At 44.6% G+C, this 25,333-nt stretch carries 22 protein-coding genes and 1 pseudogene; 8 read left to right on the forward strand and 15 right to left on the reverse strand.

All coding sequences use genetic code 11. The features are described from left to right. Positions 1-68 precede the first annotated feature (68 nt). The gene (locus tag H6550_13275) at positions 69-2,264 is read right to left on the reverse strand and encodes a sodium-translocating pyrophosphatase (protein MCB9047099.1); all 2,196 of its coding nucleotides are present in this window, start codon (positions 2,262-2,264) and stop codon (positions 69-71) included. Positions 2,265-2,436: 172 nt separating this feature from the next. Here H6550_13275 and H6550_13280 point away from each other — a divergent pair, with 172 nt between their 5' ends. Genes H6550_13280 through H6550_13290 form a run of 3 tightly spaced genes read left to right on the forward strand, consistent with a single transcriptional unit; the run spans position 2,437 to position 5,238 of the window. Beyond that, complete coding sequence (locus tag H6550_13280; protein ID MCB9047100.1) at positions 2,437-3,009, forward strand: sigma-70 family RNA polymerase sigma factor; 573 nt, start codon at positions 2,437-2,439, stop codon at positions 3,007-3,009. Continuing rightward, entirely contained in the window at positions 3,002-4,183 is a 1,182-nt protein-coding gene (locus tag H6550_13285) for a tetratricopeptide repeat protein (protein MCB9047101.1), read from the forward strand. Before H6550_13280 ends, H6550_13285 begins: the two co-directional genes overlap by 8 nt. Before the next feature lie 38 nt (positions 4,184-4,221). After that, positions 4,222-5,238, forward strand: coding sequence for a YdcF family protein (locus tag H6550_13290; GenBank protein ID MCB9047102.1), 1,017 nt, complete (start codon positions 4,222-4,224; stop codon positions 5,236-5,238). 48 nt (positions 5,239-5,286) lie between these two features. Here the strand turns inward: H6550_13290 and H6550_13295 are convergent, their stop codons facing one another. The 3 genes from H6550_13295 to H6550_13305 form a co-directional block, all read right to left on the reverse strand. Next, complete coding sequence (locus tag H6550_13295; GenBank protein ID MCB9047103.1) at positions 5,287-5,619, reverse strand: YegP family protein; 333 nt, start codon at positions 5,617-5,619, stop codon at positions 5,287-5,289. A 99-nt stretch (positions 5,620-5,718) separates the two neighbouring features. Continuing rightward, positions 5,719-6,474, reverse strand: coding sequence for an SDR family oxidoreductase (locus tag H6550_13300; GenBank protein MCB9047104.1), 756 nt, complete (start codon positions 6,472-6,474; stop codon positions 5,719-5,721). A gap of 63 nt (positions 6,475-6,537) precedes the next feature. Beyond that, the gene (locus H6550_13305; protein MCB9047105.1) at positions 6,538-6,927 is read right to left on the reverse strand and encodes a helix-turn-helix transcriptional regulator; all 390 of its coding nucleotides are present in this window, start codon (positions 6,925-6,927) and stop codon (positions 6,538-6,540) included. A gap of 169 nt (positions 6,928-7,096) precedes the next feature. Between H6550_13305 and H6550_13310 the strand changes: the two genes are divergently transcribed. After that, entirely contained in the window at positions 7,097-10,348 is a 3,252-nt protein-coding gene (locus H6550_13310) for a M1 family peptidase (GenBank protein MCB9047106.1), read from the forward strand. A gap of 53 nt (positions 10,349-10,401) precedes the next feature. Here H6550_13310 and H6550_13315 read toward each other — a convergent pair whose 3' ends face one another. The 4 genes and pseudogenes from H6550_13315 to tsaE form a co-directional block, all read right to left on the reverse strand. Further along, complete coding sequence (locus tag H6550_13315; GenBank protein MCB9047107.1) at positions 10,402-10,599, reverse strand: T9SS type A sorting domain-containing protein; 198 nt, start codon at positions 10,597-10,599, stop codon at positions 10,402-10,404. Positions 10,600-10,840: 241 nt separating this feature from the next. Beyond that, positions 10,841-12,690, reverse strand: a pseudogene (locus H6550_13320) (amidophosphoribosyltransferase). Next, a complete protein-coding gene (locus H6550_13325) occupies positions 12,683-13,408 on the reverse strand; it encodes a LysE family transporter (protein ID MCB9047108.1) in 726 nt (241 codons plus the stop codon). The pseudogene H6550_13320 and the gene H6550_13325 overlap by 8 nt, the downstream one beginning before the upstream one ends. Positions 13,409-13,473: 65 nt before the next feature. After that, positions 13,474-13,929, reverse strand: a complete 456-nt coding sequence (gene tsaE, locus H6550_13330; protein ID MCB9047109.1) for a tRNA (adenosine(37)-N6)-threonylcarbamoyltransferase complex ATPase subunit type 1 TsaE — start codon at positions 13,927-13,929, stop codon at positions 13,474-13,476. A gap of 37 nt (positions 13,930-13,966) precedes the next feature. On the opposite strand from tsaE, the gene cadA reads away from it, so the two are divergent. From cadA to H6550_13345, 3 genes are all read left to right on the forward strand, one after another. Beyond that, positions 13,967-16,096 (forward strand): cadmium-translocating P-type ATPase, encoded by a 2,130-nt coding sequence (gene cadA / locus H6550_13335; protein ID MCB9047110.1) that lies wholly within the window; start codon positions 13,967-13,969, stop codon positions 16,094-16,096. Positions 16,097-16,211: 115 nt separating this feature from the next. Next, on the forward strand, positions 16,212-16,832 hold the full coding sequence (locus tag H6550_13340) for a hypothetical protein (GenBank protein MCB9047111.1): 621 nt from the start codon (positions 16,212-16,214) through the stop codon (positions 16,830-16,832). Positions 16,833-16,843: 11 nt separating this feature from the next. Beyond that, entirely contained in the window at positions 16,844-19,099 is a 2,256-nt protein-coding gene (locus H6550_13345) for a T9SS type A sorting domain-containing protein (protein ID MCB9047112.1), read from the forward strand. A gap of 2 nt (positions 19,100-19,101) precedes the next feature. Here the strand turns inward: H6550_13345 and H6550_13350 are convergent, their stop codons facing one another. Genes H6550_13350 through H6550_13360 form a run of 3 tightly spaced genes read right to left on the reverse strand, consistent with a single transcriptional unit; the run spans position 19,102 to position 21,024 of the window. Continuing rightward, complete coding sequence (locus H6550_13350) at positions 19,102-19,851, reverse strand: glycosyltransferase family 2 protein (GenBank protein MCB9047113.1); 750 nt, start codon at positions 19,849-19,851, stop codon at positions 19,102-19,104. Positions 19,852-19,903: 52 nt separating this feature from the next. Continuing rightward, the gene (locus H6550_13355) at positions 19,904-20,386 is read right to left on the reverse strand and encodes a PaaI family thioesterase (GenBank protein ID MCB9047114.1); all 483 of its coding nucleotides are present in this window, start codon (positions 20,384-20,386) and stop codon (positions 19,904-19,906) included. After that, a complete protein-coding gene (locus H6550_13360; GenBank protein MCB9047115.1) occupies positions 20,383-21,024 on the reverse strand; it encodes a YdeI/OmpD-associated family protein in 642 nt (213 codons plus the stop codon). Before H6550_13360 ends, H6550_13355 begins: the two co-directional genes overlap by 4 nt. Before the next feature lie 184 nt (positions 21,025-21,208). Here H6550_13360 and H6550_13365 point away from each other — a divergent pair, with 184 nt between their 5' ends. After that, the gene (locus H6550_13365) at positions 21,209-22,165 is read left to right on the forward strand and encodes a hydrogen peroxide-inducible genes activator (protein MCB9047116.1); all 957 of its coding nucleotides are present in this window, start codon (positions 21,209-21,211) and stop codon (positions 22,163-22,165) included. Here H6550_13365 and H6550_13370 read toward each other — a convergent pair. The 4 genes from H6550_13370 to prmA all read right to left on the reverse strand — a co-directional run bounded on the left by H6550_13370 (position 22,155) and on the right by prmA (position 25,289). Next, the gene (locus tag H6550_13370; protein MCB9047117.1) at positions 22,155-22,805 is read right to left on the reverse strand and encodes a hypothetical protein; all 651 of its coding nucleotides are present in this window, start codon (positions 22,803-22,805) and stop codon (positions 22,155-22,157) included. The two genes, H6550_13365 and H6550_13370, sit on opposite strands and share 11 nt — an antisense overlap. A gap of 4 nt (positions 22,806-22,809) precedes the next feature. After that, positions 22,810-23,613, reverse strand: coding sequence for a M48 family metallopeptidase (locus H6550_13375; GenBank protein MCB9047118.1), 804 nt, complete (start codon positions 23,611-23,613; stop codon positions 22,810-22,812). Between the two features lie 64 nt (positions 23,614-23,677). Then, positions 23,678-24,325 (reverse strand): glycerol-3-phosphate 1-O-acyltransferase PlsY, encoded by a 648-nt coding sequence (plsY, locus tag H6550_13380; GenBank protein ID MCB9047119.1) that lies wholly within the window; start codon positions 24,323-24,325, stop codon positions 23,678-23,680. A 151-nt stretch (positions 24,326-24,476) separates the two neighbouring features. Beyond that, complete coding sequence (gene prmA, locus H6550_13385; GenBank protein ID MCB9047120.1) at positions 24,477-25,289, reverse strand: 50S ribosomal protein L11 methyltransferase; 813 nt, start codon at positions 25,287-25,289, stop codon at positions 24,477-24,479. Between the last annotated feature and the right edge of the window lie 44 nt (positions 25,290-25,333).

The raw sequence follows: 25,333 nt of genomic DNA on the forward strand, positions 1-25,333 counted from the left end.
AAAGTGTTAGTACTACATAAAAAAAGCCGTAGAAAAATTCTACGGCTTTGCAATATTAGTATATTTTATCATTTAACAGTAACAACTGAAGTTTTATTATCTGTCATTTTCACCTCTTGTTTAACAGGCGCTTTAGCAGATTCGTGGCTGTTGCCATTCATACTTGCCAGGGTTGGGGCGATAACCAGTGCTACGATAGACATCAGCTTGATCAGGATGTTCATAGAAGGGCCTGATGTATCCTTGAACGGATCACCCACGGTATCACCACTCACAGACGCTTTGTGCGCGTCAGAACCTTTGTAGTGCTTCTCTCCACTGATATCTGCACCTTTCTCAAAAGATTTCTTAGCGTTATCCCAGGCACCACCGGCATTATTCTGGAACATACCCATCAGCACACCACTAACGGTTGCACCTGCCAGCATACCTCCCAGCGCCTCAGGGCCTACCAGAAAACCTACCAACAATGGAGCCAGGATAGTGATAGCACCCGGTAATACCATCTTCTTGATAGAAGCACCGGTAGATATAGCCACGCATTTATCATACTCAGGCTTACCTGTTCCTTCCATAATACCCGGTATCTCGCGGAACTGGCGGCGAACCTCTTCCACCATACTCATAGCAGCCTCACCCACGGCACGTATAGCCAGTGAAGAGAAGATGAAAGGTATCATACCACCTACGAACAACATAGCCAGTACATCAGCCTTGTATATATCGATACCATCAATGCCGGCCACACCTACGTAAGCTGCAAACAAAGCCAATGCTGTAAGTGCAGCAGAAGCGATAGCAAAACCTTTACCGGTTGCAGCAGTTGTGTTACCTACAGCATCCAGCGCATCTGTTTTTTCACGAACTTCTTTAGGCAGTTCACTCATCTCTGCAATACCACCTGCATTATCCGCGATCGGGCCAAATGCATCGATAGCCAGTTGCATAGCCGTTGTTGCCATCATACCGGCAGCAGCGATAGCCACACCATACAGGCCTGCCATAGCGAAAGAGCCCCATATACCACCTGCTAATACCAGTATAGGCAGGAAAGTACTTTCCATACCAATAGCAAGACCACCAATTACGTTAGTAGCGTGTCCTGTAGCAGACTGGCGGATGATGCTGTTTACAGGGCGCTTACCGATAGCGGTGTAGTACTCAGTAATAATACTCATCAGCGCACCTACAGCCAGGCCTATCATGATAGCACCAAATACTTCTGTATTAGAGAATGTGCGACCACGCAGTTCCATGCTCTCAGGCAATATATACATCACCAGGAAATAACATGCAATAGCCGTTAATATCATAGACCCCCAGTTACCCATGTTCAACGCTTTTTGAACCGGGCCGGTACCAACGGCTGTATTTTCAGCAATACGCACAAAGAATGTACCTATTATAGAGAAAACGATACCTATACCTGCAATAAGCATAGGTAACAATATCGGACCAAAACCATTGAAGTTGTCGACAGAAGTAGTTTCACGGCCCAGAACCATCGTAGCCAGAACGGTGGCTACATATGAACCGAACAGGTCGGCACCCATACCGGCAACGTCACCAACGTTGTCACCTACGTTATCTGCAATAGTTGCAGGGTTACGCGGATCATCTTCAGGAATACCTGCTTCTACCTTACCTACCAGGTCAGCACCTACGTCGGCAGCTTTGGTATAGATACCACCACCCACACGGGCAAACAACGCGATACTTTCAGCACCCAGTGAGAAACCGGTCAGCACCTCGATGGTTCTTTCCATTTCCTCGCTGCTTACACTTGCCTCTGGTGCGAAGATCATTTTCAGTATAATGAATAAGCTACCCAGGCCCAATACAGCCAGGCCGGCAACACCCATCCCCATCACAGCACCACCGTTGAATGATACTGCCAGTGCTTTACTGAAACTAGTACGTGCAGCATTAGCTGTACGTACATTTGCCTTAGTAGCTATTCGCATACCAATAAAACCTGCCAGCGCAGAAAATACAGCACCGATAACGAACGCCAGTGCGATAGCAGGGCTTGATTTGGGGTTGCTGGAACCCATGAAAGCAAGCAACAGGCCAGCTATCACTACGAAGTAGATCATCACCCTGTATTCAGCTTTCAGAAATGCCATAGCACCTTCGGCAATGTGTTTGGCTATATCTTTCATGCGGTCTGTACCTGCATCCTGACTGCTCACCCATGAGCTTTTAACTACTGTGAACAACAGTGCCAGCAATCCAAAAGCCGGTACGAGGTAAAACATTTCCATATATATATTATGTTATTTAAATTAAGGGTGCAAATATAGCAGTTCGGGCATTAAAAACATAGGTTTTAATCATGATGTTATACAGCCATGGTAAATAGTAGCCTTTTGTTTATAGTCAATTAACAATTAATCTATTATCTTTAGTCCGAACAAAGAAACACATTACAAAATATTGGCAACCCAGGACTACAGGAAATTATCTGATGAGGAGCTGGTCCTCCGTTATGCTGAGCGCAACGAGCATCTCGCCTTTGCGAGCCTGTTCGACCGTTATTCGCACCTGGTGTACGGTGTTTGCCTGAAATACCTGAAAGATGTAGAAGCTGCCAAAGATGCCAACCAGCAAATATTCATCAAACTACTGGAAGAGCTTAAGAAGCATAATATAACACATTTTAAATCCTGGCTATATAAAGTGGCGCAAAACCACTGTTATATGATATTGCGTAAAAACAACCCGGTTGTAGATAAAGAAGTGCCTCTTGAAAATATGGAATTTGAGGATGAATGGCATCAAAAGGTAAAAGAAGAGCAATTTCTGAACGAACTGGAAGCAGCCATACAGGAACTGAGCAAAGAACAGCGTATATGTATACGTTATTTCTATCTGCAAAAGATGAGTTATGCTGAAGTGGCGCGACAGGCCAATTATGACCTGAATACTGTAAAAAGCGCCATACAGAACGGAAAAAGGAACCTGAAAATAAAATTAGCGGGACTGTTGGAAGAAAAGAAACATGAGTAAAGAGCAGTTGAAACATATTTTTGAGCCCAGCGCCTGCCTTAGTCCAAGGCAGTTGAAAGGTTATGCCACCGGCAAAATGGTGCATGAAGAGTGCCATGCCGTAGAGGTACACCTGCTGAGTTGCCCTTTCTGCAGCGACGCACTGGAGGGAATTATGTCTGCGAAGAATCCTGCGGCAATTGCAGGTATGGAAAAGCTGGACGACAGTTTCATTGCGAAACATTTTGGTGTTTCCAACCAGGAAATAAAGCAGGTAACCAAAACAAAACCTGTTATCAAAGCCGGTGCTTACTCTACCGAACCGGAGAAAAAAGAGAAAAAAGCTGTTCATATACCATGGAAACCACTCTCGCTGGCGGCCAGCCTCGTAGTCGCTGTATGCATTATGTGGTTCATGCGTGACAGCATATTCCCCAAAGGAGATAATGACCAACTGGCCGAGCAGGTAACTGTAACTCCTGAGCCGGAACCGGAAGTTGTATACCGCCCATTAGAAGACAGCAATGCAGTTGCTATGGGAGACACTGTAGCCACACCTGCACAGGATGCGATAGCAGATATTGTTGAACCGGGAGTGGAAACTGCCACTGAGATGGCTACAGAAGCAAAACCGGAAAAATTGGTTGCAGTACCATCAAAAGACTCAATAGCCAAAGCATTGGCTGCTAAAAAAGAAGCCGATAAAAAACTGGCTGAAACAAAACTGGCTGCAGCTAAAAAAGCTGAAGAAGATAAAAAGAAACTTGTAGCTACAGTTGACAAACCCGTAAACACAAAGACCTCACTGGTCGCAGACGAACCTGCAAGAGCAGGCAACAGTTATGGCCCAACGGTAACCAGCGAGTATAGTAGCAAAAATACAACACAACCGAAAGCCGCAGAAACAGCAGAACCCGAAAAAAAGAAAATCGAACTGGGTACAGCACGTAGCGGTATACCAAAAGGAGACGAAGCATTTAATGAAGGCAAGTATAAAAAGGCACTTAAACTTTACCAGAAGGTTATGTACGACCCTGAGTCTAACCAGAAAGATGCCGCAACATTCATGGCTGCCAAATGCCACATAGCTATGGATGAAAAAATGCAGGCACGCACTTTGCTCAACAGCCTGATACAGGAAAACTCCACCAAAAAAGGCGAAGCACAGTCCTTACTTAACCAGGTGGGCGAATAAGCAGTACGGACTAAATTTACCTACCTTTATCTCAGCATATGGGGAGACGTTTGTTCAAATATTTTCTGGTAGCGATACTACTGCTTATCATACTGGTGTTTGGTATTGATGCTTATGTCTCTTATTCTGTAAAAAAACAGATACATGATAATATCCGCACCATACAGCACGCCAAAGTGGGTTTAGTACTGGGCACATCAAAATATGTAGCTACCGGGCGCATCAACCTCTATTATAAATACAGGATAGAGGCTGCAGTTAAACTATACAAAGCAGGCAAAATAGATTTCATACTTGTAAGTGGCGATAACCGTAAGATGAACTACAATGAACCTGCTACCATGAAAAAAGACCTTATAGCCGCAGGCGTACCCGAAAGCAGGATATTCCTGGATTATGCCGGTTTCCGTACGCTGGACAGTGTAGTAAGAAGTAACGCCGTTTTTGGCACAGATGGCGCTATTATTATCTCGCAACGTTTTCATAACGAGCGTGCTTTATTTATTGCCAACAGCAGAGGCATAAAAGCCATAGCATATAATGCACAAGACCCACCCGCAAAATTCCAGGTAAAAGTGATGATACGCGAAAAGCTGGCACGTGTAAAGATGTTACTGGACCTGCTGCTGAACAAACAACCAAGGTTTTTCGGAGATAAGATAGATATAGAAGATAACACAGACGGGCACCCTGACCTAAATAAGAACGGCACCGCGATACTAAATATAAGCATCAGTAGCAAGAACCGTTCCATTGACTCCGCCACTTATAATGGCATATGCGGTACATGGACAATGGATAGCCTTACCGCATCAAAATTACTCAACCACTTCAAACCGATTGACGGGCAACAATGGCATTATTTCTATGACGTATTACCCTGCGAGGTATCAGGCAGGTTAAAAACCGGAGATACTGAATATGCTTTCAGCATTAATGCAGGATCGTACCTGGTACTGTACAACCAGCAAACCAACTTTTATTATGGTTATGTCGGTGATAGTTGTAAGAAATACTTCCTTTCACCGCCTGCCACACTTGAGGAATTGGAATAAAAAAGCGGATACCCTAAGGTACCCGCTTGCATATCTTCTGTTCAGTTATTAAGCTGTTTCATCTTCTACAGTAGCATCGGGCGCGTTCTTTTTCACGCTCTCAATACCATTTTCCATGCCCGACTTATCCTCATACATCTGGCTGGTGCCTATTACCTGGCCATTACCGGCTTTCAGGTTAAAGTATTGTTTACCGTTCTTTGCTTCCAGCCTTTCGTAACGTTTATCTTCCGAAGCATTCTTCTTAACGCTTTCAATTCCATTATCGCATGCAGCCCTGGTGGTATAGCCTTCGCTGCTCAGTATCACCTGCCCGTTGCCGGCTTTCAGGTTAAACTGGAATTCTCCGTTCTTACGGGTACTTACTACAAATTTTCCCATCTCTTTATTTTTAGTTTCACAATTACTATACCGTTAAAATAATAAAAGCCGCCATTTTGTACAAATAGCGGCTTCTTATTATTACGTTAATTCGGTGTATTATGCATTGATACCACCACTTACTTCTATACGCTGTGCATTGATCCATTTGGCATCATCACTGCATAGGAAAGCTACTACACTGCCAATATCATCTGCCTGCCCTACCCTTCCTAAAGGTGATTGACCGCTGAGGAATGCTTTCATCTGTAGATTATTGCGTATTGCAGCCCCATTAAAGTCTGTTTCTATTGGCCCGGGTGCAACTACATTGGCCCGTATACCTCTCTCGCCTACCTCTTTGGCTACGTATTTTGTAAAAGTTTCCACGGCTGATTTCAGTGAAGAATAAACAGAATATCCCGGCACGCAGAACCTTGTAGTACCTGATGAGATATTAATAATACAACCGTTATCATTCATATTTGGCAATGACTTTTGTGTCAGGAAATAAACGCCTTTAAAATGCGTGTTCATTAGCCTGTCAAAGGCATCTTCAGTAACCTGTGCAATGGGTATAGTAGTCCCCATACCCGCGTTATTGATGAGAAAATCAAATTTATCAGTATTCCATACCGATCTTAATATACTGCTCACCTTGCCCAGGAAAGCATCAAAAGACGCGACATCAGCAACATCCAGCATCAGGGTAGCAGCTTCGCCACCCATTGCTTTTATTTCCATGACCACATCGTCAGCCATAGTCTTATTGGCCTTGTAGGTTAGTATTACGTCTACTCCTTTCTTTGCCAATGCAATAGCCATGTCTTTACCTAGTCCGCGGCTACCGCCTGTTACTAATGCTATTTTGTTCATCGTAATTGTTTTTTTAATCCAAGATCACAAATGTGGGCATATTATTTTGCCTGAACACGGTGTTTAGTTCAGATTTTTTGTTCTGTTCATTATCCTGAACTGTTTCGGCGTTACACCTTCATAACTTTTAAAGAATTTTGAGAAATTGGATGGATCATACATCAGGTGGCGGGCAACAGATGCAATAGAATCATCCGTCTCCAGTATCAATTCACGAGATATTTTCATCAGCCGCTCTTCATACATACTACAAGGCGAATCCCCTGTTAACTCGTGAATAGTATTACTCAGGTGGCGGGGATGAATGAACAGCGCCTGTGCAAAATCCTCAATTTTCAAGGTGTCTTCTGCCATACCTGTCTTTAGCTCTGCAATATGTGTATCCAGCAGTTGCAGGTACCGGTTGTAAATCTCCTGCTTTCTTGTAGTAGGTTGTGTATCTGTCAGTGCCATGAAAGTCCCGTTTATTGATATTCAAAAATAACAAACCTCCATATAGGCAGGTAACTGTTAGTATTTATAGCAGTATAGCCAATCATTACATTTTTATATATCCCCCGCTATGCGTTAGGGTGCTTATGCCAACTTATTTGTATTTTCAGGCCTTATATTCAGGCTAATTATGAGGAATTTACTGCTGCTGGTCTTGATTGTCATCATTCCGGCAAGTTTACACGCACAAAACGACAACGAATACCGCTCAACGAAAAACAAGATGTACTGGCAGAACCGCAAGCCGGATGCCGCATACTGGCAGCAGGATGTACATTATACCATAGACGCAAGGATAGATGAAGAAAAGCACACGATAAATGCGGGCGAAAAGCTTGAATATTGGAACAACTCACCGGACACACTGCAATATGTATATTTTCACCTGTGGCAGAATGCTTTTGTAAAAGGCTCGTACCTGCACAGGCTGGAAATTGCCAACAAGGTGAAACCAAAACTAGGCGAATATGAGCAGGAAGGCCTGGGTTGCGTGGTAGAAGAAATAGAGGTTGATGGCCAGAATGTAGAACTGGATCTGGACAATACGATACTAAAAGTTTACCTGCCCAAACCTCTGCTGCCGGGTGGCAAAACTACTTTCACCATGAAGTTCACTACTTACTGGGACAACGGCGATACCCGACGACGCATGAAAATGTACGATGCCTGGGGCGCTATGCACTACAACGGTGTACAATGGTTCCCTAAAATGTGCGTGTACGACCGTAAGTTTGGCTGGGATACCTACCAGCACCTGAATAAAGAATTTTACGGCGACTTCGGACAATACGATGTGTCACTCAATTTTCCATCGAATTATGTAGTAGAGGCAACAGGAGCGATACAAAACCGCAAAGAAGTGTTACCCGAAGAACTGCGCGAAAAACTGGACGTGAAAAACTTCAAAGACAAAAAGTGGAACGAAGCTCCCTCTATCATAACTCCCTATAAAAAAGGTGAACGTAAAACATGGAAGTTCAAAGCCATCAACGTACACGACTTTGCCTTTACAGCCGACCCATCGTACCGTATCAATACGGAATACTGGAACGGTATTGAGTGCGTAGGATTGGTTCAAGAGCCTCATGCACGTGGCTGGCAGACATCGGCCAGCTATGTGGCGCAGATCATTAAAACCTTTTCTGAAGACTTCGGTAAATATCAATATCCTAAAATGGTAGCTGCAGATGCTGCTGACGGAATGGAATACCCCATGCTGACACTTGATGGCGGCAGTAGCCCGGGCTATAAGGGATTGCTGGTACATGAGATAGGACACAACTGGTTTTATGGCATGGTGGGTAATAATGAAACATACCGTGCATCACTGGACGAAGGTTTTACTCAATTTCTTACCGCATGGGGGCTAACACGGCTGGAGGGTGATACCATTTCAAAGAAGCCTGAAAAACTACGCTCAAAACTGGCTTATTACCCCGGCACTTACCGCGACCTGCGCGTGTACACACGCTATATTTATGATGCGCTGAATGGCGATGATATGCCGCTGAATACACACTCAAACGACTTTGGCAATGCATTGCACCACGAGAATGGCTACGGGCTGGTATACTACAAAACAGCGACTATGCTGTATAACCTGCAATACACCTTAGGCGACAGCCTGTTCTCTCATGCTATGAAGAACTACTTTAAACAATGGCGCTTTGCACATCCTTACTTCGACGATTTCCGCACATCAATAATACAGTATACTCATGTTGACCTGAACTGGTTCTTTGACCAATGGCTGGAAACAACCAAACGCCTGGATTATGGCATAAAAGGTATAAGGAAAATTGAAGGTAATGACAGTTTCTCGATCCGTTTCGTCCGCAACGGGGAGATGCAGATGCCGATAGACTTTACAGTAACCGCAAAAGATGGCAGCAAACACAGCTACCATATACCCAACACGTGGTTTGAGAAAGAGACGGACGCAATAATACTGGACAAATGGTATGGCTGGGGCAATTGGGACAAGACCTACGATGCGCATGTGCAGATACCTTCGGGTATAAAGAACGTGCAGATAGACACGTCAAACAGGCTGGCGGATATGTATGCAATAGACAACTATAAAAGTCGCCACATGCCGCTATCTCCCAAATCAACCATTCTTAAGCCCGACGTAGGTGCAGCGAGTCCACTGGACAGGCATCATAACCATGCCTACCTGCGACCGGACCTGTGGTGGAACCCTGTAGACGGCTTTAAAGCAGGCATACACATGGAAGGTGATTATATGCATACGATGCACAAAGTAAGCGCTTCCTTATGGTGGAATACCCATATACTGCAATACGGACAATACCAGAGTTACGACAACGAAGGTTGGTACGACAGGTATGTTCCCCTGAACTATAATATCAGTTACGAATCTCCGATAACCAGGTTCTACCCCAAACTACAGGTACATGTGAAAAGCAAACTGCTGGACGGACTGTGGTATCACCGCGGGGGGCTGAGCTGGGAAGTAAATAAAAGAAACACACTGAGTTTTTATGCACAAACCATGTGGCGCAGCCTGAATTTTGATATAGACTACCTGATTTACAACAATGAATGGAGCAGCATGCGTGCAAGGCCTAATTCGTCATTGAACATGTCATGGCAGCACGACTTCAAATACATAGGTGGCTCAGGGTATTTCAATCTGTCGGCAAGAGCACCCTTCCTTACCGGCAACAACAGTTTTAACTACAGCTACCTGCAACTGAAAGTACAGAACTACAACAGGCTGGACAAGCTGGACATCCGCACAAGGCTCTTCGGCCGTTATGGAACGGGTAATATTATACCGTACGAAAGTGCTTTGTGGCTATCCGGAGCTAATCCTGAAGAGATGATGGATAATAAATATACCCGCAACAATGCTGTAGTACCGGACGAGTGGCGCGGTATGTCTAAATACGAGACCAACCATTTCCAGGCAGGTGGCGGAATGAACCTGCGCGGCTATGCCGGGTACCTGGTAGCAGAACAAAGGAAGGGTACCGTACTTGTAGGCTATAAAGGCCGTAGCGGCGTGGCTGCCAATGTAGAAGTAGGTTTTGACAAGTACATACCTTTCAGGCCGAAATTCACACGCAAATGGCTGAGCGTAGACCTGTATGCATTTGCAGATGCAGGTATGATAGAACTAAGCTATGCAGGCAATCTGGCCAATTACTGGGATGCAACACCTACCACGCAATGGAGCGGCATTCGTGCCGATGCCGGATTAGGAATGGCTATGACCATAAAAAGATGGTGGCACTTTACTAAAGCGCACCCGCTCACGTTGAGGTTTGATGTACCTGCCTTCCTGAACAGGCCACCGAATGCCAATCCCGACTATTTCGGGTTCAGGTATGTTGTAGGTATCAACAGGGCCTTTTAAGCACAGCTGCTAGCATATAACTAACGATGCCCGGTAGCATAGCTATCGGGCATTTAATATTTAACTATTTGCTGTATGTGGCTGGTAGTCTCTGTTTTGAATACCAGGTTATAAATACCTGAAAGCAGATCTTTAATATCTAATGTAAGTTTGTCATTGGGTTGCATGTAGGTCTCGCAATATATCTTGCCTTTCATGTCCACAAGCATCAAAAGACACTCTTCGTTTTCTTTGTTCTTAATACTGATCATTAGTCGTTTGTCGTATCGTTTTTTTAAAACTTGTTTAGAAATAAAACACCCCCGAGGCGAACAAGTCCGCCTGTTTGTAATGTGATCAATTCTTTTGGGGTGAATCACTTCTGCAACGTTTCTCTCTGCCTCGTAATTCCTGAAATAACAAAGGTGCTACGGTTGTTTCCGGCACCTTTATTAGTGTAAAGTTAAGACTTTCTTAACTATAATAAAAATATATACTTATGCTAATACGAACTTAATATCCTCGCCCTGCTTTCTTATCCATATAATTCATGAAGGCCTTATTAGCTACGCGGTTACCACCCCTGGTAGGATAATTACCGGTAAAGTACCAATCGCCTGTATTATGAGGGCAAGCATCTTTTAACCCTTCTATTGACTGGTAGATGATGTCTACCTCAGCATGCACGTCCTCGTGTTTCAGCATCTGTGCTATCTTATCGCTTATCTCCTCGGCAGTGAACGGCTCATATATCTCTTTCACAAAGTTCTGATCGTCCAGCGTGCCGTTGTCCAGTGCTACTTTACACTTATCATACACCTCGTCCAGCTTGCTTTCCATTCCCTTGTCCTTCAACAACTCCACTGCAGCACGGAAGGCGATGAAATCTCCCATCTTACTCATGTCTATACCATAGCAGTCAGGATAGCGTATTTGCGGAGCTGATGACACTATGATGATGCGCTTAGGCTTCAGCCTGTCCAGCATCTTGATGATACTTTCTTTCAGCGTTGTACCACGAACTATTGAGTCATCTATCACCACCAATGTATCCACACCATCTTGCACTGTACCGTATGTGATGTCGTACACGTGCTGTACCATTTCGTCACGCGCAGAATCTTCGGTGATGAAGGTGCGCATCTTCACATCCTTGATAGCTATCTTCTCTATACGAACCCTACGACCGATAAGTTCCAGCATTTCCTCTTCGGTCATCTCGCTGCCGCGAGCTTGTATCTTGTGTAGCTTACTTTCGTTGAGATAATCTTCCAAACCTTTTATCAATCCGTAAAAGGCGGTCTCTGCGGTGTTCGGTATAAATGATACGATAGTATGTTTCAGGTCATTGTCCAACGCTTCCAACACCTTACCTGCAAGATTGCGGCCCAGCTGCATACGCTCTCTGTATATATCCGCATCGCTACCACGGCTGAAGTATATACGCTCGAAGCTACAGGCTGTCTTCTCACGCTCCTCAAGTATCTGTACATCTTTGAAAGTACCATCTGACTTTGTGATAACGGCATGCCCGGGTGTCAATTCCTTCACTGATTCAAAAGGCACGTTGAATGATGTCATAATTGCCGGGCGTTCAGACGCCCACAACCACTATTTCGTCATCCTTATAATAATAGGCTGGTCTGATGCCATTAGCATCCCTCAGCACAAAGCTGTCGCCATTACCTACCAGGCCTCCGCACACAAAACCACCATCGAAAGTGTGCAGCTGCTTTTTTCAATGCAGCTTCCAGGTTCAGTGACTGAGGGTTGGCCTCGTCTTCCAGTTTGATATAGTGCTGCACGGTATCTATCATTGCCCCAAGGTCACTCTCGCGTATCGTGTCGCTGGGGTGCTCATGCAGCAATTCGAACAATTCGTCCGTATTTACCAGGTTGAAGTTACCCGCCATTACCAGGTTGCGTGTCGGGTTGATGTCCGGCTTGATGAACGGGTGGCAAAACTCTACATTATTCCTTCCCTGTGTACCGTAACGCAGGTGTCCCATCATCACTTCTCCCATAAAGCGCATATAGCCCTTAAGCAATCCCGGGTGATTGCGGATATTGGGGAACATCTTTTCCAGCCCTTCTGTTTCGGCATGCACCTCTTCAAACACGCGTTTTATAGCCCCGGCGCCATTCAGGCGCAGGCGGTGCATAAATTGGTATCCCGGTTCTACATTCAATTTAACAGTGGCAATACCAGCCCCATCCTGGCCACGATTGTGCTGCTTTTCCATAAGCAGGTACAATTTGTTCAGGCCGTAAAAAGCTGTTCCGTATTTGCGGTGGTAAAATGCCAGTGGTTTCAGCAGGCGAATGTATGCCAGCCCGCATTCGTGACGTATCGCATCAGACATGAGGCTGCAAAGATACTAAGGTTTCAGAAGTTTTAAACTCTTCTTTAAATTGTTTTTGATAATGGGCAGATTGCAATCCATTTCTATTGATATGCAGGTCAAAATAGGTGGTCAGGAATAATGCCGCGCCGAATGTCAGGATTATGGCTGATGAGGTCTTTTGCAGGTACATGACACGACGGAGCGTCAGCTTGCGGCGTATCGCATCGGCCAGGAAAACCTTACAAAAGTCAATACCCAGCACCAGCGACAGGCATACCGAGAACATCACGAGCCTGTACCAGCCCGAAGTATTGGCGGTGGCTGAGACAGAACCCAGCCAGATAATGATAACAGCGGGGTTGATAGTGTTAATAAGGAAACCGCTGGTCCATATCCTCACATAATCGGTATTACTGATATTAAGCTTAGTTGCAGATGGGCGTACCGGCCTGTATTTACCCACCAGCCCGGCCACACCTACCACTATCAGTATCACTGCCCCTCCGTAGGCTATTTCCTTAGAGTACTCATGCAGCACCTCCAGCCATGACGCGGCAAGATTAGCAACGGTCACATACAATATATCACTGATAGAAACACCCAGGATAAAGGCTATACCCGCCCGATAGCTGTGGTTGAGGCTATATTTTAGTATGGCGAATAACGTGGGGCCCACCGAGATCGCCAGGAATAATCCCAGTGCAGTGCCTTTCAATAATGCGTCCCACAAGTGCATATTACAAGATAAAGAAGAAAATGGATAATCACCTCAAAACTATGGCTGTAATAATAGTCTACTGGTTATGAGTTATTAATTAACCAAACATTAAGTTTGCGTTCGTCTCCACCGGTATTTTCTATGGTCACCTTTAAATGCGGATAAGGTAATAATCCGGGAGCCTGTTCAGGCCACTCAACTATCGAATAGGCTTCTTTCTGTAACAGGCAATCCTCCACTCCTGCCTGTACAGCTTCCTCTTCGTCTTTCAGGCGGTACCAGTCCATATGATAAATAGTCCGCTCTGTACCATTATCATCAAAACTATAATGATTGATGAGCGCGAATGTGGGGCTGCTGACATCATCCTGCACGCCCAATTCGTCGCATAAGGCATGTATGAGTGTTGTTTTACCTGCTCCCATCTGGCCACTCAATGCCCATACCTTATAATGATGAGCACATTCCCACAACTTATGGGCCGCATTTCGGATATTCGATAAAGAATAGGAAATTTGTAGTATCGGATCTTGTTCCATCAGCAGGCAAAGATATGATGCCTGAAACTCAAAAAAAATGGAAAAAACATATTCCACTACCGTACAGGGTATGACCTGTGGCAATTGTGCGTTGACTATTTCTAAGGTCTTAGAAAAAAAAGGTGCAAAGAATATATCTGCGAACGCAGCATCAGGCGATGTCAGTTTTACAATGGTAGAAGAAACTGACGTAAATAAAGTATATGACGCCATAGACGACCTGGGGTATACTGTAGTCAGGGATACGGATGAAAATGCACATCAGCACCATGCCAGTCACGCTGACCACTCAGACCTGTATCTTATCATTTGTGCTGTTTTCACCCTACCCCTGCTGGCACATATGTTTACGGATTGGCACCTCCTGCACAACCCGTGGGTACAGTTGGTACTGGCTACTCCGGTATTTGCTATTGGTGTGAAACATTTTGGCGTAAGTGCTATACGTTCATTAAAGCATGGCATACCTAATATGGATGTGCTGGTAATAATAGGAGCAACAGCAGCATATGTATATTCACTTATCGGCATGTTCATCTATACAGAGCATGTACACGACTACCTGTTCTTCGAAACGGCTGCATCTATCATCACCTTGGTGATGTTCGGCAACTGGCTGGAACATAAGACCGTCAAATCTACAACTGCCGCAATAGACGCGCTGGTACAACTGCAACCTCAAAAAGCACGCATTGTATTTACTGACAGTATAGGCAAGGAAACCATATCTGAGATAGACAGCAAGTTTGTACGCGCAGGAGATGTTGTGCTGGTAAACAATGGAGACAGTATTCCTGTAGATGGTATAATAGTCAAAGGTGAAGCACAGATCGACGAACACATGATAACCGGAGAAAGCCTGCCGGTGCATAAATATGTAGATGATGAAGTAGTGGGCGGCACGGTATTGCTGGAAGGACATATACGCGTCAAAGCTACTGCCGTCGGCAGCCAGTCGGTATTATCCAATATCATCAGGATGGTACGCGAGGCGCAGGGACAGAAACCACCCCTGCAAAAACTGGCAGATAAGATAAGTGCTGTTTTTGTGCCTGTCGTCCTGGCTATTGCAGTACTCACGTTAGTAGTCAGTTATTTCTTCTTCGACGTAACATTTCAAAATGCCATGATGCGCTCTATTGCTGTTATGGTCATATCCTGTCCCTGTGCTATGGGGCTGGCAACGCCTGCAGCTGTTGCTGTCGGGTTGGGACGTTCAGCACGTAATGGCATACTCATCAAAGGCGGTGATACTTTGCAGAACCTGAAAACAGTGAAGCAGATCGTATTTGACAAGACAGGAACACTAACCACCGGTAAACTGCAGATCGATTCATTCAAAGCGAACAGTATTGATAACGAAACTTTCCGGTCAGTGGTTGCTTCAATAGAGAAGCATTCATCACACCCTATAGCAAAGTCAGTGAGCACACAATGGGGTAATGCCCCGGACATTCCTTTCAGCCATGTAGAAGAAATAAAAGGAAAAGGAGTTGAAGCCACGGACGAAGCAGGAAACAAATGGCAACTAGGTTCTGAGATATGGTTGCATGCTAATAAAGAGCAGGACAAGGGCTATGATATGTACCTGTATAAAAACGGGGAATATACCGGGGCTATCCGCATATCAGATGCATTGAGAGAAGATGCGAAGGAGACCATCAGCAGTCTGAAAGAAATGGGCTATACAACTATACTACTGAGTGGTGATAAAAAAGCCAAATGCGAGCATATTGCCTCACAACTGGGCATCGACCAGGTGTATGCAGAACATTCACCTGAACAGAAAAATGCCCGCCTGGACGAATTGCTGAAAACCGCTCCGACAGCAATGGTAGGCGATGGTATCAATGATGCCCCTGCCCTTGCCAAAGCTACAGTAGGCATATCACTGAGCGAATCCACACAAATAGCCATCCAGTCTGCCAATGTCATATTGTCCAATAACCAGTTAAGTACACTTCCGCTGGCCATTAATCTGGGCATCTACACTGAACGCACTATTAAGTCGAACCTGTTTTGGGCGTTCATATATAATATCGTAGCAATTCCTGTAGCAGCAATGGGTATGCTGAAACCTACATATGGTGCCGGTATCATGGCACTGAGCGATGTAGTGCTGATACTCAACTCGCTATACCTGGGCGTTCGCAACCTAAAGAAATAGCTGTCGAAATATCCCGACGCAAAATATCCGTAATATTGTAACAACAAAGCTGTTACAATCAATTAGTTATAATTCGTTATTTTTATATAACGGAAGATCCGCATGAAGTAAGGAAATGAAGCTGAAAACATTCATATTAATATTGACCTTAGCCCTGGCCTCCTGCAAGGGCTCCAATAAAGTCGTTACAACAAATAACACTGGCAATTCAGAAATAAGAAAGAAAATAGCATGTGGCAAAGAACATGTTGAAATGAACAAAGCCCACATAGATTGGTTTGAAGCCAACAACTCAATTCTGAATAAAAGCACAGAGGTGCTGGTGCTGCCCAAAGACTATAAAGTTTATTCCATAGACACATCGCAGGCTACAGTTTTCTTCAACACCGTTGGAAGTGGTGCAACTGCTACTACGGTAATACCGCTGCCCTCTCCGGCCGACTGCCAGGTATTCACAGTAAAGAATAACGTGAAAGAAGGAGCGCATGTAACCAAAGGCGCAACGATGGCCGTTGGTGAGTGTAAAGGACAAACAATGGGCATCAGCTATTATATGGGCAAGGTAGCCGCCAATGTTAATTGGTTTGGTATAGAGTATGAGCTGAAGACAATGTTTATACAGGGCGAACCTTATGTGATCGTCTACTCAAAAATGCCACCACCCGAAAACAACAACAAAAACAAAGACAAGGCCAAAACTGAGCCCGAAGTAATAGAAATAAGATACGATAAGTAAAACATCAGCAGATGAAAAAAAACATCATTTTCACCACGTTAATAACCCTGTTCCTTGCTTTGCAGGCAACAGCAAATGTCAATGCTGTATGGCAGGAAATAAAAGCTAAGCAGGTTCCCTCCAAAGGAGAACAAAAGATACATCCTTATGTGTACAGGATATACCTGTTGAATGACAGCTACATGAAGAACCTATTATTCAGCTTGCCGGAACAGCCCAAAAATGGCGCAGTGATCACTCTGCCGGTTGCTGATGGCAGCACAATGGATTTCAAAGTATGGCAAACACCGGCCATGGCTCCGGGGCTGGCTGCAAAATACCCCGGAATTAAAAATTTTACCGGTGTCGCGGTAGATAATCATGACATCACTGCAAGTATCAACTATACCTACAAAGGTTTCAACGCCATGGTATACAACGGGCCAAAAACCTATTTCATAGACCCTTACAGTAATGAAAATGATGGTTACTACCTATGCTATTACAAAAAAGACCACCCCGCTACTTTACATAACTTCAGTTGTATGACTGGCGATAAAGAGATCAATGAATTACAGCAAGGCCAAAGTATACAAGTCGGCACCCCAACTCCCACCGTAGGCTGGAAGACCAATAGTACAGTTAAAAGAACATACAGGCTTGCACTATCCTGCACGGGTGAGTATGCCCTGGCAGTAGACGGTCCAAACCCAACCAAACCTAATGTTATCAGCGCAATGACCACTTCACTGACACGTGTTAGCGGCATACTTACCAAGGAGCTGAATGTTGCCCTGCAATTGGTGAACAACAATGACCAGATCGTATACCTTGATTCCGCAACAGATCCTTTTTCATACACACAAAACAAAATAGTGAATGGCAACACACAAACAGCCAACCAGACCAACATTGATAATGTGATCGGGCCACTTAGCTATGACATGGGACATGTTTTCTGCACAGGAGATGGTGGTATTGCAGACCTGGAGGGTTTGTGCGATCCCGGTCATGAGGCACGTGCAGCAACAGGCAGGCCAAATCCCGTTGGCGATGCTTTTGATGTAGACTATGTAGTGCATGAAATGGGACACCAGTTAGGTGCTGAGCATACTTTCAATTATAATGGCTCAGGGTGCAACCCTCATGCCCGTGCCAATTGTGCCTATGAACCCGGCAGTGGTAGTACAATCATGGCGTACGCCGGTTTGTGTTCCGGTAACAACATACAGTACAACAGTGACGATTACTTTCATGCCAAAAGCCTCGACCAGATAATAACTTACATATCCGGGCTGACTTTGTGCGGTAGTACATCACCTGCTGCAAACAGTCCTTCATCCGTACCCGTTGTGAATTCTGTGTATGATATCCCCAAACTGACCCCGTTTGAGATTGAGGCACCACAAGCTACCGATCCGGAAAATGAGACAGTGACATACTGTTGGGAAGAATATGACCTGGGTGATTTTGGCAAAGGACTGGTTGACACCAAACTGGGGCCGATCTTCCGCTCATTCAGGCCCACCACATCTCGCTGGAGGGTATTCCCGGTGCTCGATTCTATCCGTAGAAATGTGCTGGACTACCCGGGAGAAAAGCTACCGGAGGTAACACGTACTATGAACTTCCGCCTGACGGTAAGAGACATGCACAATGGCGAAGGCGCTTACAACTGGTCGGATAGTACACTTAAGCTGAATGTTACCGACCAGGCCGGCCCTTTCCTGGTACTGGAACCCAACAAATCATCAGACTACTGGCGCATTGGCAATTCATATACCGTAAAGTGGGACGTGGCCAATACCAATGCAGCACCTGTATCCTGTAGCAACGTAGACATCCTCCTTTCTATGGATGACGGCCAGACATACCCTTACACCTTAGCAACCGGTACTCCCAATGATGGCTCTGAGGTGATCACTGTGCCCGCAGGTGCCTATACTGCATCAGCAAGGGTAAAAATAAAAGGCTCAGGCAATGTATTCTTCGACATCAGTAACGCCAGTTTCATCATCAACGACTGGCCGGATACCGTTCATGACCTCGGCACTTTAGGGCAGGTTGATATTTATCCTATCCCGGCCAAAGGAGCACTGCAGGTAAAACTGGTTGACGGTGGCAATTACAGTGCAAGCATACATAATACTTTGGGCCAGCAAGTATGGGAAGGTAAGATCGAGGGCAATACATCTGTGAACCTCGGCGGATGGGCAGCAGGCGTCTATCATCTTACACTCATAAGCAGGAACGGAGACAAAATGGTTAAGAAATTTGTGGTTGAATAAACTTACTCAGGCTTATTATATAGCTTGCTTTTTATTAGCCCCCATTTGTGTAGCCGGTGTATCATAGATACACGCAACACGCCCATACCATATTTCATACTACGGCTGAAGTTAATGCTTGATGCCTCTTCAAAATATTTGGTTGGACAGGTTACTTCTGCTATGTCGTATCCATTCATGAATACCTGTGACAACATTTCGTTATCAAAAACGAAATCATCACTATTGTGCGAAAAATCAATAGAACGTATCACTTCGCCACTGAAGGCACGGTAACCTGTATGGTATTCACTCAGCTTCTGGCCTATAACAATATTCTCGAATAATGTCAGGCAGCGGTTGAAGATATATTTGTACATCGGCATGCCACCTTTCAACGCGCCATGACCTAATATGCGCGAGCCCAGCACAACCGGATATACCTCAAATGCGATGATTGAAGAAATAGCGTGTATCAGCTTAGGCGTATATTGGTAGTCGGGGTGCAGCATGATAACAATGTCTGCTCCCAGCTCCATAGCCTTGCCGTAGCAGCTTTTCTGGTTGCCGCCATAACCTTTATTCTGCTCGTGGCGAATGATATGTTTTATGCCCAGTCGTTTACCCACCTCCACCGTATCATCTGGGCTGTGGTCGTCTACCAATACTACATCGTCCACTATGTCGAACGGTATCTCGTTATAAGTCCGCTCAAGAGTTTGCGCCGCCTTATAAGCCGGCAGCACTACCACTATTTTTTTCCCGTTCAGCATAAAATTATCGTCAAAAGTAACAAGCTGGTGTACAAAAATGAAATGTCCGGCATTAATTAGCCACCTTATAGTCTCCTTCTTTAGGTCGCATACCCGTCACTATCAGGTTGCTCGATGCCTTGCCCAGTATCCGGTCCTGCATATCATATACATGGCACTCCACATGTATGATCTTTTTACCTGCACGGACTACTTTGGAGGTGGCTTTCAGCCTTTCGCCCATTTTTATAGCATACAGGAAGTCGACATTCAGGTTCAGAGACGTATAGTAATTGTCCGTGTCCAGGCTCACAACGCCCCAGCCTATCACCTCGTCCATTACCAGCGCCATCATACCACCATGTATATTGCCATAAGGGTTGGTCATATCCTCTTTCACCTCCAGCGATATCGTTGCGGTTCCTTTGTCAATATGCTCCAGTGTAAAATTCAGCCAGTTGCCTGCTGCAGAGCGTGAATCCTGCACCAGCTTACCTTCATAATTGTCTTTCAGATATTGCAGTACCTGTCCTGCAGGTATTTGTTTGTAGCTCATTTCTTATTTCTTTCAGCTTGCTTTTGTGCCAGCATTTCTATCATTTTCTGTATGCGGCGCTCCCTGGTTTCAGGCTTTTTCGCGCTAACTATACTTTCCACATATTCTTTTTTGTGCGAGAACGACATGCTAACGAACAACTCATACAGTTCTGCATACTGCTTCAACGCTTTTTTAGCATCAGCAGGCAAAACTACTGTACGGTTGATAAAATCAACCCCTTCTATATTGCGGTCTTCCATAGCCACGTCCCTCAGTTTCGGCCCTATAAGCTCGGTCTTTCTGAATCTTAGAGCCGACCAGTTATCATCTATAGCTACCTGGGTAACAGGTTCATAGCCGGCAGCAAATACAACATCCCAGCCATTGTCCCTTGTTATGTCCGATTTGATACCTCCTGACTTTTTAGGATAAGCTATCCACAACAAGGCATCCTCTTCCAGTCTTACAGCCAGCTTGGGTACTATTTCTTCCAGCACGCTTTTGTTTTGTGCAAATAATACTGCCTGCCCTATAACCTGCTTCCCGGCCGATGCATTCTTCTGCTCAAGCCCGTCAAAATATATTTCGCAACTTTTGGGTGCTTTCAACAGGTATAATAAACCTGTTTTGAGTCTCATTTTCTTTGCAATGCTCATAAAAGTCAGTTGGGACAGCACAAAGGTAAACCTAAAAAAGCAACCCTTACCGCCACATATTAAAGCCGATTGTTACACGCGGCACATGCTTTAACATTATGCCAACACTAAGCACTCACTATAAAGGCTATAAACTTTGTCTATATCCCTAATATGAACTACTTTCGCGTATAAATTGTAAACCATGACGATTACTCAATTAGAATATGTTGTTGCCGTAGCAACTTACAAAAGCTTTGTGGCAGCCGCTGAAAAGTGTTTTGTTACCCAGCCTACGTTGAGCATGCAGATACAGAAGCTGGAGGACGAACTGGGCGTTAAGTTGTTCGACAGGAACAAACACCCTATAGCTATAACTGCTATGGGAGAAGCAATAGTAGATCAGGCGCGCATAATACTGGCAGACTGTGATAAGATATATGAGCTGATACAAAGCCAGCAAACAACTATTTCCGGCGCATTCAAACTGGCTGTAATACCTACCATCGCCCCATATCTTTTACCGGGACTCCTGGAAAGCTACAACAAAGCATATCCGGAAGTGAAACTGCTGGTTAAAGAAATGGAGACAGACCAGATACTCATGGCGCTCAGGAATAACGAGATAGATGCTGGCTTACTCAGCACTCCGCTCAACGAAAACGGCATTAAAGAATATCCTCTATTTACAGAGCCATTGGTAGGTTATTTCGCTGCCGGTGAACCTGCATTGAAAAAGCGCATGATCACACCTGACGATGTTGAACTGGACAGGATATGGCTGCTGAATGAGGGCCATTGCCTACGCAACCAGGTGCTGGACCTTTGTGGCGATCATATAGAAAAGCTGCAGAAGGAACGCCCCTATAGGTACGAATCCAGCAATGTAGAGACCCTGCGCAAAATGGTAGATACCAATAAAGGGCTGACCATACTGCCGGAGTTTGCCACATTCGAGTTCTCTGACGACCGTATGGAACGTGTACGTTATTTTGAAGATCCTGAACCGGTGCGCGAAATAAGCATGGTCACCAGCGGCCACTTTGTTAAGTTAACATTGCTGCAAAGCGTTATAGACAGTATCCTGAAACTGGTGCCTGAAAAAATGAGGGTACAGAAAAGCAATCGTAAAGTATTGCGTATACAATCCTCTAAGCTTTAGCTATCACAATACGATTAATACCGTCGTCGATACAAAAGCATACCGGGAATACAGAGCGTATGGTCTTGTCTATGCGAAACCAATCTTCATTGCGCTGAATAATATAATTGAGCACCATATAGCCGCCGGGGTTAATACCCCTGCGGCAATGCTCCAGGAATCCTTTTGATGTAACAAACGCAGGCGCTACTCTGCCTGTGAATATATCCACTACCAGCAAGTCATATGTAGATACCTGCTGCTCTATATATTGTTTTGCTTCGGCAATTAACGGGGTTATTTTACCCTTGTATTCCGGCATAAGCTCCATAGCCCATTGTAGCACCTTGTCATCATATTCCACAAGTGTAAAGTCAGGGCTGAAACCCAGCTTGCTCATCACCTGCACACCACTGGCCAGTCCCGTACCAAGCACCAAGACATTTTTCACGTCAGGCAACTCACTCTTTAGTTTGTTAAAAGCAAGTTTCAATGGACGGTATTGATCACCGTCAGAATATAGTGCGTCCAATGTAGCCAGTTGGTAACGTCCCCTGTAATAATATAGTTCAAGTAATGGATTATGGGTACCTGCATCTCTGCTCACCAGCACAGGTACGAAATAGCTCAGCAGCCTTTTATAAACAGGTAGTGCGCGCAAATATCTAGTTTGGTTTGTAGTATTTCATGGCTTCCGGCAAATGCTTTCTCAAGTCATTTATCCTGGTCTCGTCACTAGGGTGTGTACTCAATAATTCAGGTGGTTTTTGTCCGCCGGCAGCAGCCATTCTCATCCAGAAGCTTATAGCCTCGTTAGGATCATATCCCGCCATGGCCATAAATATCAGCCCCATACGGTCTGCTTCGCTTTCATGGGCTCTTGAGTAAGGTAATATCACACCTACCTGTGTAGTGATACCATACGCTCTGTTATATATTTGTTTGGTTTGTTCAGGCTTGTTTGCAATTGCTGCTGACAATGCCATACCACCCAACTGTGTTATCAAACCCTGGCTCATACGCTCATTACCGTGCCTGGCTATGGCGTGTGCTATTTCGTGCCCCATCACCACAGCTACACCTGCATCATTGGCACAAAGGGGCATTATACCGCTGTTAAATACTACTTTACCACCCGGCATACAAAATGCATTGGCTGTATTGTCATTTACCAGGTTGAATTCCCATATATAGCCGTTAGTAAGGCTTTGCTTACCAATACTTTGCAGGTATTTGCCAACAGCAACCTGCATTTTAGCTCCTACCCGCTTTACGGTCTCTGCATCCTTGGTACCGGATATCGGCTTATTTTCAGCCAGGTAGCTGGTATACTCTTGCTTTGATAAACTCATTACTTCCGACTCAGGAAGTATATTAACAGAGTTTCTGCCCGTAACGGGATTCTTAAAACATGATGTAAATGCAGTAGAAACTAGTGCTGCAAAAACGATGATAAATTGCTTTTTCATAACGGCTGTAATTTGGGGAAAAGCTCCCGCATATCATATATAACAAGCCAAAAATAAGAAATGTTTAATCGTCCTTCCTGCGACGAAACCTACGCTTGCGGAAAATGGCCACTTTGCTCTCGCTACCGTTCAATAGCCTGTTGATATTCTTATGATGTGTCAATACCACCAAACAAGCAGTAGCAATCGCAAATATCCTGTAGCTCAGTTCCGGTTCCCTGAAAATAAAGACGATCATAATGGGGAATGCGATACTCGCTGTAATAGAGCTGAGTGATACATAACGTGTCATATATAACATAAGTACAAAGACACCTACCATACTCACTGCCACTTGTGGTTGGATAGCCAGTATCATACCAAACAGCGTAGCAATGCCTTTTCCACCTCTGAATTCTGCCCATATCGGGAAGATATGTCCTAATACTGCGAACAAGCCCAGGAATATCTGCAGGTTAACAGATTGCTCTGTATGCAAGCCACCCAGATTGGCAAATAAAGCCAGTTTTACAGCTAAAAAGCCCTTCAGCATATCTACCAGCATAACCACGGTACCGGCTTTAGAACCCAGTATCCTGAACGTATTGGTAGCACCTGCATTACCACTCCCGTGTTCCCGAATATCTATCCCGAATATCCATTTACTTACCCATACCGCAGTTGGTATGGAGCCAATCAGATATGCTGTTACAATCAGGATCGCAATATTCATTGATATATTCAAAAGTTGAAGAGAGCAAATATAATTTTTACTATTGAGTAATCCTAACTACTCATATTGAATATAGTCGTGAACAACTGGTAATCATATTGTTACATAGTATTTTTAGAAAATCTTAACATATATGTCAGTTGCATATATATCATGAAAAGGACAGGCATATCCAGTTGTTCAATTCTATCTTTGACTTGAATATAAAGCCTGCTTTACTTGCTTCAGACACTATTAATGGTTCATCTTCGCTCAATAACCCACTCATCAGTATAGTACCCCCCTTCTTCAACAATACCTTCATTTCTTTCATGTATTGTATCAGGATATGACGGTTGATATTGGCCAGGATGATATCATATTGTTCATTTCCGGCATGCTCTATAGATCCTTGGGAAACACTAACTTTTTTTGAAAGATTGTGTTCCAGGTTCTCCGCAGCATTCTCGTACGACCATTCATCATTATCAACTGCTATCACCTCACCGGCACCAAGTTTTTCCGCCAGTATGGCCAATATTCCTGTACCACAGCCAAAATCGAAAACCCGCTTACCATTAAAATCCAGTTGCTGCATTTGCCTGACCATTAATTGGGTTGTAGCATGATGCCCTGTTCCGAACGACATCTTCGGGGTTATTATGATATCATATCTGGATGAGGGATCGGGTTCGTGAAAGGTAGCCCTGATAGTACAAAAGTCGCCTACCTTTACGGGCTCAAAGGCCTTTTCCCATTCTGCATTCCAGTTTTCCTGCTCAATAATGGTAACCGCCGCCTTGACATCAAATTGTTCTGTAACAGACTGTAGTTGTAGCTCATCAAAATCAGGTTGCGGTATATAGGCGTGCAGGTGTGTACTATTCTCATCAAAACTATCAAAACCCAGTTCTGCCAGGTGAGCCACCAGCACTTCTTTTATAGTAGCGTCAGTGGTTTCAAACGATGCCTGTATATATTTCATAAGTTGCAAAAGTAGCACTATATAAGACACAAAAAAGGCTGTAC

The sequence above is a fragment of the Chitinophagales bacterium genome (assembly GCA_020636495.1).
Lineage (GTDB): Bacteria > Bacteroidota > Bacteroidia > Chitinophagales > Chitinophagaceae > UBA5543.

Coding starts and splice junctions, on each gene's coding strand:
- H6550_13275 (MCB9047099.1), bottom strand. CDS start 2,264: ATGGAAATGTTTTACCTCGTACCGGCTTTTGGATTGCTGGCACTGTTG.
- H6550_13285 (MCB9047101.1), top strand. CDS start 3,002: ATGAGTAAAGAGCAGTTGAAACATATTTTTGAGCCCAGCGCCTGCCTT.
- H6550_13290 (MCB9047102.1), top strand. CDS start 4,222: ATGGGGAGACGTTTGTTCAAATATTTTCTGGTAGCGATACTACTGCTT.
- H6550_13295 (MCB9047103.1), bottom strand. CDS start 5,619: ATGGGAAAATTTGTAGTAAGTACCCGTAAGAACGGAGAATTCCAGTTT.
- H6550_13300 (MCB9047104.1), bottom strand. CDS start 6,474: ATGAACAAAATAGCATTAGTAACAGGCGGTAGCCGCGGACTAGGTAAA.
- H6550_13305 (MCB9047105.1), bottom strand. CDS start 6,927: ATGGCACTGACAGATACACAACCTACTACAAGAAAGCAGGAGATTTAC.
- H6550_13310 (MCB9047106.1), top strand. CDS start 7,097: ATGAGGAATTTACTGCTGCTGGTCTTGATTGTCATCATTCCGGCAAGT.
- H6550_13315 (MCB9047107.1), bottom strand. CDS start 10,599: ATGATCAGTATTAAGAACAAAGAAAACGAAGAGTGTCTTTTGATGCTT.
- H6550_13325 (MCB9047108.1), bottom strand. CDS start 13,408: ATGCACTTGTGGGACGCATTATTGAAAGGCACTGCACTGGGATTATTC.
- tsaE (MCB9047109.1), bottom strand. CDS start 13,929: ATGGAACAAGATCCGATACTACAAATTTCCTATTCTTTATCGAATATC.
- cadA (MCB9047110.1), top strand. CDS start 13,967: ATGGAAAAAACATATTCCACTACCGTACAGGGTATGACCTGTGGCAAT.
- H6550_13340 (MCB9047111.1), top strand. CDS start 16,212: ATGAAGCTGAAAACATTCATATTAATATTGACCTTAGCCCTGGCCTCC.
- H6550_13345 (MCB9047112.1), top strand. CDS start 16,844: ATGAAAAAAAACATCATTTTCACCACGTTAATAACCCTGTTCCTTGCT.
- H6550_13350 (MCB9047113.1), bottom strand. CDS start 19,851: ATGCTGAACGGGAAAAAAATAGTGGTAGTGCTGCCGGCTTATAAGGCG.
- H6550_13355 (MCB9047114.1), bottom strand. CDS start 20,386: ATGAGCTACAAACAAATACCTGCAGGACAGGTACTGCAATATCTGAAA.
- H6550_13360 (MCB9047115.1), bottom strand. CDS start 21,024: ATGAGCATTGCAAAGAAAATGAGACTCAAAACAGGTTTATTATACCTG.
- H6550_13365 (MCB9047116.1), top strand. CDS start 21,209: ATGACGATTACTCAATTAGAATATGTTGTTGCCGTAGCAACTTACAAA.
- H6550_13375 (MCB9047118.1), bottom strand. CDS start 23,613: ATGAAAAAGCAATTTATCATCGTTTTTGCAGCACTAGTTTCTACTGCA.
- plsY (MCB9047119.1), bottom strand. CDS start 24,325: ATGAATATTGCGATCCTGATTGTAACAGCATATCTGATTGGCTCCATA.
- prmA (MCB9047120.1), bottom strand. CDS start 25,289: ATGAAATATATACAGGCATCGTTTGAAACCACTGACGCTACTATAAAA.